The following is an 11,843-nucleotide window of genomic DNA, read 5'->3' as shown; positions in this document are numbered from 1 at the left end:
CTTCTTCTTCATATCCAAGCAAATTTAGAGTTGCCTGATTTACTGTTTTTATCTTTCCTTTAGCATCAGTCACAATCAAAGTATCAATCATACTTTTGATAATATTGTCAACATAGTCCTTGGACACTGTAACTCTTGATAAATCCTCTGTCATCTTATTAAACGAATTAGCAAATTCACCAAGTTCATCTTGAGATTTTATTTTAACCCGATGTGACAAATCGCCCGTTCTGATTTTTTCTACACCTAACATAAGAGGTTTCAGCGGTCGGGTTATTAGGAATCTAACAGCAAAAATTACTACTAAAGATGATATAAGTATTATAACAATCACGCTAAAAAGCATTACTTTTTTAATTTGAGTTGTCTTTTGGTACAATCCTCTTAAAGAAACACCCAGTCGCACCATTCCTAACTTCTTCTCTTTTCCTTTTTCTCTTATTTCTGGAATAATACTCAATTCCTCTTTTCCTGCATCTTTAGATAATTGTATAGCAACTATTGGAGCAGTAAATTCTTTTATTAATACCTTTTCCTTCTCTCCTACTTCTGCTATAAGATCTCCTTTTACGTCTTCTATTATTGCATAGGATATGTCTTTTTCTTTTATTATACCTTCAAGGAGCCGTATTAATCCTTCCTTATCTCCAACCAATACACCATATTCACTATTATAGGCAAGATTATTTACTATAGTTATGGCTCGCTCATCTAACTCGGTCTTAATAGCACTTGTTTCATGTCTTACAAAAAGCCAACCAAGAAAACTGGTAAAAATTACAATTAATGAGACAGTAAGTAAATTAATTTTAGTAGCAATATTTAATTTCATTTTCCAAACACCTTTTCTGATTTTTCTATAATTTCCTTAGGGATTTTTATCCCTAACCTATCAGCCACAGATATATTTAAATATAGTTTTGTCTTTCTTGGTACACTGACTTGAATAGTAGCTAAGTCTTCTCCATTTAAAATTTTTTCAGCTATTTCACCTGCCTGTCTACCAATATCTTCATAATCACAAGATAAAGCCAGAAGTGCTCCTGCTTTAACATAACTCGACGAAATTCCCATAACCGGAATTTTATTTTTCAGACAAGAGTAAAGAATTTGTTTAATAATTGCTGGCTGGCAAACAATGGTATCTGTAACTAACCATAAAACATCAATATTCATTTCTTCTACTTTTGGAATCTTTTGTATGTCTTCTGTAGATTCAACCTGATATGTTTTCAGAACAAATCCTATATTTATAGCTGTTTCTCTGGCTTTTTGAATAATACTTTCATTTTCTTTAGTGTTATAGATTACTCCGATTCTTCTTACTTTTGGAATAATTATTCTCAATTTTTCAAACTGTAACCTAATCGGTATATCAAGTGAAGAACCTGTTAGATTTTTTGATTTTAAACCAACTCCTTCAGGATCTATAATCATAGAAAAAATTATCGGAATATCTTTAATTTTTTCAGATACTAACTTTGTCGCTGACGTCCCAATAGTCAAAATCAAATCTGGCTTTTCATTTCTAACTTTCTCAATAACATTAGTTTCTTCTAAATTGTACTCCTTGAATGTGACTAAAATGCTTCTTTCTTTTACAACTTCTTTAAATCCTTCCAAAGCAGTATTATAAGGAGCAATATCTTTACTTTTTATAACAACAATGACTGATTGTTTAGCAGAAATACACCAAGTAGTGAGAAATATCAAGCAAAAAATAATATATAATAATTTTCTGTTCATTCTTTACCTCTCAAATCTTCAATAATAATATTTGTCCTTCACACAATCTGTAGATATAAAACTGAATTAATCCAACCCATGAAATTGTGGGACTATTTTACTTGTTTTTCTAAAAATTGTAACTAACATTTAGAGCTATCCGACGACTAACCTCATCTGCTCCAATAAATCCAACTGGATTTGATTCATAATGAACATTATTAAACAAGTTAGTGGAGGATAAAGCAAACTCTAGATTATCCTTAAGCATATAAGCAATTCTAACATCAACAGTAGTATAAGCATTAACCTCTTGAGGAGGTGTTAAAAAACCCAATACCGGGTTAGCCGCATCATATATCTCGTAATACTTATCAACATAATGAAAGGTTAAATTTGACGACCATCTGTCAAATTTAGCATTGATGCCACAGTTAAACATGTGTTTAGGGTCTACTGCCAAATCACCAAAATCAGTACGATGAATAGTTTGATAGGTATAATTCAAAAAACTGGTTAGCCAATGAGTATGCAAGAAATCAAGACCCAATTCTAATCCTTGTTTGTAACCATCAACTTCATTTGTCAGAGTTGTTCCTATTAATCCTTTATAATCATTATAGAATATGGCAATATTTGATTTAATATGCTTAGCGAGATTACCATAATAAGCTAATTCATATGAACCAATCCTTTCTTCCTTTAATGAAGAGTTAGATGGAAATGGGAGAACATCACCCCAACCATAAAGTTGAGCAAGAGAAGGCAGATAATATCCATTAGCAATAGTTAAAGCAAGACGTTGATTTATGGTCGGTTTATATATAATGCTGCCACGTCCATTAAAAACCCAGTCCACCTCGGAAAAGTGCTCTGCTCGTCCTCCTAAAGTAAGGATAAATTTATCTGTAGCATGATATTCGTTTTCTGCCTTTACAGCATAATCTTCAATATAGCTCTCTTTCTCTCCACCAACATTGCTTTTTGCTGTAAAATCAACTCGCTTTGCAAATCCACCTATACTGGTAATATTCTTTTGCCACTCTAAAACACGCATAATTTCAAATTCGTTGTTTGTGTCATCCACATTAACAGAACTTGACAAAGCATACTTAAATTGTCTATTCTGAAAAAGGCGTACCCAGAAATTAGGTTGATCATATCGCAGAGTTACATAAGTATTTGTTATATCTGTACAATGTCGAGAGATTCCATCATCGGTATAACGATGTCGGATATCTATAGAAATAGAAGAATCATCGTCAAGGTGATAAACTGATCTTACCGCCCCGTAATTAGTATTTGTATATTCATGCATAAAGAGTGCTCTCGGAGGTGATAAATATTTAGTCCCATAGTGACCAGCACTGACGCCGTAATCCCATCTATTATGATTTCCTCCATGAATAATATTACCACGCATAATATCCCAGTCACCACCAGCCATATTTACTTGAGTTCCACTTATTTGTTTAGGAGTCTTAGTGACAATATTGATTACTCCACTAAAAGCAGAACCACCATAAAATACTGCCCCTGGACCCTTGACAATCTCAATCCGCTCGATTTCTTCTAAATCTACCGGTATTAAATCAACATATGTGTGATTAACATGGTGAAGATATGCACTGTTACCATCAACCGTGATAAGAACATGCTGAGCATCAGTAAAACCTCGAACTCCTATAGCATGGCTGCTGGCAGAAGGCTCTCTTACCTGTACCCCAACAACTTTCCTTAATACGTCAGCAATACTCACCGCTCCTGATTGCTTAATCTCCTCAGCAGTGATAACTTCTATGTTTGACGCTGCTTCAGTAATGGGTTGTAGTCTCTTACTGGCAGCAAAGACTATTGGAATCTCTTCAAACAGTAGTTCTTCCTTCCCTTTAACACTTTGCTCCTCTGCCAGAACCTCAAATCCAATTCCCAAAACCAAAATCCCTACTAATCCTAAAACTAAAATGTTCTTCTTCATCTCTTACACCCCCTTTTTAAATTTTTCGCTTTTTTCAATCCTTCCAAATCCGCTTTATCTAATGTTCTTTTTCTATATTGATAAACTGCCTTCTTATTTTTTATATTAAAATTTATGTTATGCTGTGTCATTTTCACAGTCATTCCTAATCCAAGTAAAAAACTATAAATTAACTGCTGAAGCAATTTCCTGAGCGTACTGATTTATTATTTTGTTGTCGGGACCTTCTACCATTATTCGCAATAACGGTTCAGTGCCGGAATATCTGATAAGCACTCTGCCATTATCTTTTAATTTCTGCTCAACATTTTTTATTGTATCAGATAGTTTTTTATTCTCGGTAATTGGAAGTTTTTTTTCAACTTTTACATTCAACAAAACCTGCGGATATTTTTTTATAATTTTTGCTAATTCCGATAGCGGTTTCACAGTTTTATGAATTATAGAAGTTATCTGTAATGCAGTTAAAAGCCCATCGCCAGTATTCAAAAAATTTCTGAATATTATATGACCGGACTGCTCTCCGCCTAAAATTACATCATTTTTAAGCATTTGCTCAAACACATATTTATCGCCGACTGCACAGGTAAAGACATTGATACCTAATTTTTCCATCATTTTGTAAAACCCGAAATTTGCCATAACTGTCGCGATAAGTCCGTTGTTTTTTAATGCATTATTTTTTTTCAAATAATTCGCAGCAATTGCTATTAAGTAATCGCCGTCTCTGATTTCACCTTCGTCGTCTACAAATATACAGCGGTCGCCATCACCATCAAATGCGATACCGAAATCAGCGTTCTGTTCAACAACCGTTTTCTGTAGTGTTTTTAAGTGGAGTGAGCCGCAGTTGTGATTGATATTTTTGCCATCAGGCTGGTTAAATATCACAGTTGTATTTGCTTTTAGTTTATCAAACACCTGTGCAGCTGTTTTATAGTTTGAACCATTGGCGCAGTCAACAACGATTTTAAGTTGTGACAGATTTGTGACGGGCTTAACAGTAGACAACAAAAAATTCAGATACTGTTTTTCAGCGGTTGTATCACGATACAAAATTTTACCGGCAATTTTATTTTCGTTTTGTTTATGTAAATCCGTTCCCAAAACCAGTTTTTCTATTTCCAGTTCTTTCTGGTCTGCGATTTTTATTCCGTCGTTAGAAAAAAATTTGATACCATTAAACTCGCTTGGATTATGTGAGGCAGAGATAACGCAGCCGGCAATTGATTTTCGTTTAGATGCGATATAAGAGACCGCGGGTGTAGAGATTACACCGCAATCAAAAACATTTACACCTGCTGATGTGATACCTTCGCAGATAATTTTAGAAATCCAACCAGACGACTCTCTGGTATCTTTACCTAAAACGATTTCGTTTCGCTTCGCTTCACTCACCGAGAATAAATTCTCGGCTACAATATGGTGTGATGCTTCGGGTTTTGACATCCCGATTGAAATCGGGATAAACCCTCGCATCTTTTTTCTTGCTTTATTACTTAATACGATTGCAGCGATATAGCCGATTTTTTTTATCAGTTTAGGCACAAGCGGGTATTCACCTGCAATCCCGCGGATACCATCAGTCCCAAAAAGTTTCTTCATATAATAAATTCACGAATAACTCATCACGAATGCTATCCCGAATTATCCCGAATGAAATCAATGCAGTTATTCGGGTTTTGTTCGGGATGTGTGACTTTATTCGTGTCTTTTTATTCGTGATTTTACTTACCGAGTTTCTGTTTTACAATCCATAGAAGGATTGCAAGTATCAGTGATAGTAATTTTATATCTATATCTTTTTTAAACCAACTTGTTTTCATATAATCACTGATTGCCGAATGTCATTCCCGAATGCCCCTGTCGGGAATCTATGCCTTTAATGGATTCCCACTTTCGTGGGAACGGTGTCTGCGGTCATCTGTGTTACTTAAATTGCCCGCCTTTTCAGAAAATGTTTTTCCGGTTTTTTCCATATATCAATCAGAAGATGCTCAAGTATTTCCATTTTGACATCTCGTTCTAATTTGCCATTATTTGAAATTGATATTGTACCTGTTTCTTCTGAAACGACTATTACAAACGCATCTGATACTTCGCTTACACCGATTGCTGCGCGATGCCGCATCCCTAAAAATTTTGAGACCAATGGATTCTCAGTCAGCGGTAAAATACAACTTGCCGCAATAATTTTAGGACCTGATATTATCACAGCGCCATCGTGTAATGGTGTGCGTGGATTAAAAATTGATACCAGTAACTCCTGAGAGATTTCACCATTAATTTTTACACCTTTTTCTATAAAATTTTTTAAGCCAGTTTCCTGTTCAATCACAACAAGCATTCCGATTTTTTTTTGTGAACATTCTTTAACTGCCGAAACTATTTCTTTGATTGCCGTAATTTCTTCTTTCATAAACAGATGGCTGAACTTTCCACTACCTAACTGCGCTAATGCCGAACGAATATCTGACTGAAATATAACAACGATAATAACAAGCCCGGCAGCCCAGAAGTTTTTTAACAGCCATGCGGTTGTTTCCAGTTTCAGAAAAATCGCTCCAGCGGTTATTACACCGAGTATCGCGATACCTAAAAGAACCTGAACTGCACGGGTGCCTTTTATTAAAAGTATCAGCCGATAAAAAATATACCACAGTATCAAAACATCAATAACATTTATAAAAATTTCTTTAAACATAATCACAGATTGCCTCCAATACAGTTATTGCCCTTTTAACAGAAAGCACATCGTGAACTCTTAAATAATCGGCGCCATTTATTACCGAAATTAACACTGAGGCAATTGTGCCTTCAAGCCGTTGAGAAACATCTACATTCAGCAATGTTCCGATAAATGATTTTCTTGATGGACCTACCATAATTGGTTGATTGAGTTCTTTGAATTGATTAAGTTTTTTGAGTATTTGAAGGTTATGCTGTAGTGTTTTTCCAAAACCGATGCCTGGGTCTATAATTATTTTTTCTTTTTTGATTCCTTTTGATTCAGCAAATTTTATCTGCAGGCTAAAAAATTGTTTTATATCAGAAATCACGTTTTTATACTGTGGATTTGTTTGCATCGTTTGCGGAGTGCCTTGCATATGCATAATTACAACTTTCACATTGTTTTTTGCCACGATACTCGCCATTTCTCCATCTTGCCATCTCATCCCATAAATATCATTAACAATTTCACAACCTTCATCTATTGCTTTTAATGCAACTTCCGGTTTATAAGTATCAACCGAGACAGGAATTCCAGGAATTTTTTTTTTGATTTCTTTAATTACAGGGACAACTCTTTTTATTTCTTCTTCTATCGGAACGGGTTTACTTCCGGGTCTTGTTGACTCTCCACCGATATCAATTATATCTGCACCTTCTTCTATAAGTTTCTCCGCTTGTTTTACAGCATCATTAGTTTTAAAGAACTTTCCACCATCTGAAAACGAATCCGGTGTTACATTCAATATCCCAACAATTTTAACCATTTTCAGTTTTATATTCTGTTCGTTTTTCCTTTACAACCAACTCTTCTTTCTCAACAAGCATTGCCCATCTGTCATCCATTCTTTTCAGTAATTCTTTGAACTCTCTTCTGCCTTCCTCATGTCTCGCATCCATCCGTTCCATTCTTGTGTCCATCCGTTCCAATAATGCTCTTGTTTCTTTTCTGCCTTCCTCAATCATCTGGTGTGTTCTTCTGTTCCCTTCTTCAATCATCTTTCCTAATCCTTCAATCATCTGTTGTGTTCTTTTATCTGCTTCCTCTGCTCTTTTGTTACCCTCATCAATTATTTTTTTTGCTCTTTCATCTTCAGTTCTAACTAACAGGTCTGTTCGTTTACTCAATGAATTGGCTAAAATTCCACCAAGAATAGCCAAAATAATACTACAAAATCCTAAAATAATTGCAGCTGTTTCCATCATCCCTCCATTATTTACTTTTTATTAGAGAAAGCGCTTCTGAACGGGTTTTAGCATCCTTTGAGAAAATTCCACGTACCGCTGATGTTATTATTTTAGCACCTGGTTTCTTAACGCCACGCATTGTCATACAGAGATGTTCCGCTTCAACAACCACCATTACACCATATGGTGATATTTTTTTCATAATTATATCTGCAAGTTGTTTGGTAATCCGTTCCTGAAGTTGGAGTCGCTTTGAAAAAATATCAACAACCCTTGCTATTTTTGAGATACCAAGCAGTTTTTCTTTCTTTGGAATATACGCGATATGCACTTTGCCAAAAAAAGGTAGCAAATGATGTTCGCATATTGAATAAAATGGTATATCTTTGACAAGCACTATTTCTTCGTGTTTTTCTTCTGAATAATAAATTGCAAGTTCTTTATTGGCATCTTTTTTATAGCCAGCAAGAATTTCTTCATACATCTTGCTGACACGTTCTGGTGTTTTTTTAAGCCCTTCCCGAGCAGGATTTTCACCAACCGCAATTAAAATATCTTTTACTGCCTTCTCAATTTTCTTTCTGTCCATTTTTTCGCTACGCTCAAACCCAAATGACTAATCACGAATGGCATCACGAATTTTCACGAATAAAATCTTGTCATTATTCGCGTTCGTTCATGTTGTTTGCCTTTATTCGTGTGCCCTTATTCGTGATCTAGCAGTTTTGCAAGTTCTTCACCTTCAAGGATTTCTTTTTCAACTAATTTTTCAGCCAGATTTTTTAATTTTTCTAAATTAGTTTTTATCAGCAAAGTTGCTTTCTCAAATGCTTCATCAATTATTTTTCTGGTTTCATCGTCAATCTGCTGTGCTGTTTTTTCTGAATACAGTTTTTCCTGTGCAAAAATATCTCTGCCTAAAAAAATTTCTTCTTCACGTTTTCTTAACGAAACATTACCTAATTTATCCGACATACCATAAAGACAGATCATATTTTGTACTGTAGTCGTTGCAACCTTTAAATCATTTTCAGCACCGGTTGTAATATCACCAAAAACCAGTTTTTCAGCCGCTCTGCCACCTAAAAGCACAATAATTTTACTGACCATTTCTGATTTAGTGATAAGATACTTATCTTCCGTCGGTAATTGTATCGTATAACCAAGCGCCATACCACGCGGGATTATAGAGATTTTATGAACCGGCTCTGTAGAAGGCAGCAGTTTTGCAACAAGCGCATGTCCTGATTCGTGGTATGCGATAATTTTTTTTTCCTTGTCTGAAATTTTTCTGGAACGCCGTTCCGGACCCGCCATTACCCTGTCAATCGCTTCCTCAAGTTCAGGCATTTCTACTGCTTCTTTATTTCGTCTCGCGGCAAGCAGTGCTGCTTCATTGATAAGGTTAGCGAGGTCTGCACCGACAAAACCCGGTGTTCTTTTGGCTATGATTGATAAATCTGCTATTTGTGAAAGTTTTATATTTTTAGAATGAACTTTAAGAATTTCTTCACGACCTTTGATATCAGGAACTGGCACAATAATATGTCTATCAAACCTGCCTGAACGAAGCAGTGCGGCATCAAGCACATCAGGCCGATTTGTAGCAGATAAAATTATTACGCCTTCTTTTGTATCAAATCCGTCCATTTCAACAAGTAGTTGATTGAGTGTTTGCTCGCGTTCGTCATGTCCACCACCGTAGCCAGCGCCTCTGTGTCTGCCGACTGCATCAATCTCGTCTATGAACAACACGCATGGTGCGTTTTTTCTACCCATATCAAACAAATCGCGTACCCGTGAAGCGCCTACACCGACGAACATTTCTACAAACTCTGACCCGCTTGACGAATAGAATGGCACACCTGCCTCGCCGGCAACCGCTTTAGCAAGCAATGTTTTTCCAGTTCCTGCAGGACCGACCAACAACACACCTTTCGGAATTTTACCGCCTAACTTTTGGAATTTAGCAGGATCTTTCAGAAACTCAATTACCTCTTTAAGTTCTTCTTTTGCTTCTTCAACACCGGCGACATCTACAAATGTTGTTTTTCCTTTTTTCTCAGTTTGTAGTCGTGCACGACTTCTGCCAAATGAAAATATCTGTTTACCACCCATCGCAGGTCCTCGGATAAACAAAAAATACCAGATAAGCGCAATTAGAACCCATGGGATTATTGATATAAGAATCTCTAAAAACCAACCACGGTTTTTTTGTCCTTTATATTTTATCTGATAATTTTCAAGTTCATCAACCAGTTTAGAATCTTCTACTGGAACCGTCTTGAACTTAAAAATTTTACCATCTTCTTTAAGCATACCGGAAATCAAATCTGGCGAGATTACGACATCCGAAATTTTTCGCTCTTTAATTGCCTGCTTGAACTCCGAATATGTAAGTTCTCGTTCTCTTGTTTTTTCAGATGCGACTTGCCATAGATAAACAAACCCCAACACTATCAATAGCCACATTGCTATACTTTTTGCCTGTTTGCTCATTTTTTTTATTTTCTCCTATAAACCTCGGGCTTTAAAATGCCGATATATGGCAGATTCCTGTAAAGTTCGTTGTAATCCATACCATAACCGACGACAAACCTATCGGGAACTTCAAACCCGAGATAATCTATTTTTATATCTTTGATTTTTCTTGCTGGTTTATACAGAAGCGAGCATATTTTTAACGATTTGGGTCGCCGGGTTTTCAGATTCTCACAAAGATAATGCATTGTGAGTCCTGTATCAATTATATCTTCTATAATCAACAGGTTCTTATTTTCAGGCGACTCACGAAGGTCCATTATCAGCCGGACAACACCTGTGGATTCTGTTTCTTTATACGACGAAACTGCCATGAAATCAATACTTAATGGTATTTTAAGATTCTTCATCAAGTCCGCCAAAAAAATTGTCGCACCTTTTAGGACAGAGACAAGTGTGAGTTGTTTTCCCTTGTAATTTTTAGAAACCTGTCCGGCAAGTTCTTTTATTCTTTTCTGTATCTGCTGTTCTGTAAAAATTATCTCGGCTATATCGTTATGCATTTTTTTTAAATTCCACTTTAAGCGCCATTTCTGTATCTTCTGTTATTGGTGCATCGTTTGACCTTTTTACACCGGCAACCCATAATATCTTTTTGTTTTCACAAACAATCGGTATTTTTTTTCTTAAGATCTTTGGAACTTTTTCGTCGGTAAATATATCCTGCAGTTTTTTCGAGTTAGCCATCCCGAACGGAATCATTCTATCGCCTGGTTTCCATTTTCTTATTTTTAGTTTTTTGATATCTATTTTATCCGCATCAAAAAACGACTGGGTTTCTTTTGGTATAAATTTCCTTATTTTATAATTATAAACTTTTTTATCAATTTTGTCAATACTTTTCTTGAAAGCCACTCCCCTTAAAATTTCACAAAATTGAAAAATATGCTTTTTTACTTTTGGATTGATTTTTTCAAGTTCTGGAATAATTTTGAGTCGGATTTTGTTTCTTGTAAATTTTGCTGATAAATTTGTTCTGTCAACACAGTATTTTATTTTGTTTTTTTTCAGATAATTGATAATTTCCTGTTTTGCAACACACAGAATCGGTCTGATAATGTTTTTCCTTTTAGGCGGGATACCTGTAATACCATTAAGCCCACAGCCACGAGCAAGCCACATAAGAACTGTTTCGGCATTGTCGTCAAGCGTATGGGCAGTTGCTATTTTTGTGCAGCCAAATTTTTTAGCAACTTTGTAAAAAATTTGATATCTTAAAATTCGTGCTTTTTCTTCTGAAAATTTTTTTCCGGACAAATGTCCTTTTATTTTTTTGATTACAACCGGAATGTTTAATTTTTCACAAAACCTTTTTACAAATTGTGCATCTTTACAACTGTCTTTACGATACTGATGGTCAACATGGCAGGCGAATACTTTTAGTTTAAAGAGATTCTTCACTTCATTCAGAAGAATGACTGACAGAAAAACAGAATCAGGACCGCCTGAAAGCCCGATAAGAACCTTATCATTTTTTTTAAGCATTTTGTATTTATCAATAAATCGTTTAATTTTTTGAAGCATACAAAAATTATACCAAAAACTAAAAAAAAAGCAAATAAAAAGTAGTCGGCAATTAATTGCCGACTACTACTGGGTGCTAAACTTTTTCGCCAGACGAATCCGCCTACGGCGGAAGTTTAGGCTAAAGCCTACCCCCCCCCCAACGGGCGAGCTTATC

Annotated in this window: 11 protein-coding genes; all 11 read right to left on the bottom strand. The window is 35.5% G+C overall.

Going from position 1 to position 11,843, the window contains the following annotated elements:
* Positions 1 to 832: HAMP domain-containing protein (locus tag AB1349_10610; protein ID MEW6557791.1), on the bottom strand; the 832-nt coding region annotated here is incomplete at its 3' end.
* Positions 829 to 1,746 (bottom strand): ABC transporter substrate-binding protein, encoded by a 918-nt coding sequence (locus AB1349_10605; GenBank protein ID MEW6557790.1) that lies wholly within the window; start codon positions 1,744 to 1,746, stop codon positions 829 to 831. The genes AB1349_10605 and AB1349_10610, both read right to left, overlap by 4 nt.
* A gap of 109 nt (positions 1,747 to 1,855) precedes the next feature.
* The gene (locus AB1349_10600) at positions 1,856 to 3,703 is read right to left on the bottom strand and encodes a TonB-dependent receptor (GenBank protein ID MEW6557789.1); all 1,848 of its coding nucleotides are present in this window, start codon (positions 3,701 to 3,703) and stop codon (positions 1,856 to 1,858) included.
* A 162-nt stretch (positions 3,704 to 3,865) separates the two neighbouring features.
* On the bottom strand, positions 3,866 to 5,308 hold the full coding sequence (glmM, locus tag AB1349_10595; protein ID MEW6557788.1) for a phosphoglucosamine mutase: 1,443 nt from the start codon (positions 5,306 to 5,308) through the stop codon (positions 3,866 to 3,868).
* Between the two features lie 328 nt (positions 5,309 to 5,636).
* On the bottom strand, positions 5,637 to 6,407 hold the full coding sequence (cdaA, locus tag AB1349_10590) for a diadenylate cyclase CdaA (protein ID MEW6557787.1): 771 nt from the start codon (positions 6,405 to 6,407) through the stop codon (positions 5,637 to 5,639).
* Positions 6,400 to 7,200 (bottom strand): dihydropteroate synthase, encoded by an 801-nt coding sequence (gene folP, locus AB1349_10585; GenBank protein ID MEW6557786.1) that lies wholly within the window; start codon positions 7,198 to 7,200, stop codon positions 6,400 to 6,402. The genes cdaA and folP overlap by 8 nt, the downstream gene beginning before the upstream one ends.
* A complete protein-coding gene (locus tag AB1349_10580; protein ID MEW6557785.1) occupies positions 7,193 to 7,639 on the bottom strand; it encodes a hypothetical protein in 447 nt (148 codons plus the stop codon). Before AB1349_10580 ends, folP begins: the two co-directional genes overlap by 8 nt.
* Before the next feature lie 7 nt (positions 7,640 to 7,646).
* A complete protein-coding gene (gene folE, locus AB1349_10575) occupies positions 7,647 to 8,210 on the bottom strand; it encodes a GTP cyclohydrolase I FolE (protein MEW6557784.1) in 564 nt (187 codons plus the stop codon).
* A 116-nt stretch (positions 8,211 to 8,326) separates the two neighbouring features.
* Complete coding sequence (ftsH, locus tag AB1349_10570) at positions 8,327 to 10,120, bottom strand: ATP-dependent zinc metalloprotease FtsH (GenBank protein MEW6557783.1); 1,794 nt, start codon at positions 10,118 to 10,120, stop codon at positions 8,327 to 8,329.
* Between the two features lie 5 nt (positions 10,121 to 10,125).
* Complete coding sequence (hpt, locus tag AB1349_10565; protein ID MEW6557782.1) at positions 10,126 to 10,665, bottom strand: hypoxanthine phosphoribosyltransferase; 540 nt, start codon at positions 10,663 to 10,665, stop codon at positions 10,126 to 10,128.
* On the bottom strand, positions 10,658 to 11,686 hold the full coding sequence (gene tilS, locus AB1349_10560) for a tRNA lysidine(34) synthetase TilS (protein ID MEW6557781.1): 1,029 nt from the start codon (positions 11,684 to 11,686) through the stop codon (positions 10,658 to 10,660). The genes hpt and tilS overlap by 8 nt, the downstream gene beginning before the upstream one ends.
* Positions 11,687 to 11,843: the final 157 nt, after the last annotated feature.

The organism is Elusimicrobiota bacterium, from assembly GCA_040757695.1.
GTDB lineage: Bacteria > Elusimicrobiota > UBA8919 > UBA8919 > UBA8919 > JBFLWK01.
Note: the sequence above shows the minus strand (reverse complement) of the source record. Positions and strands in the feature narration are given on the sequence as shown.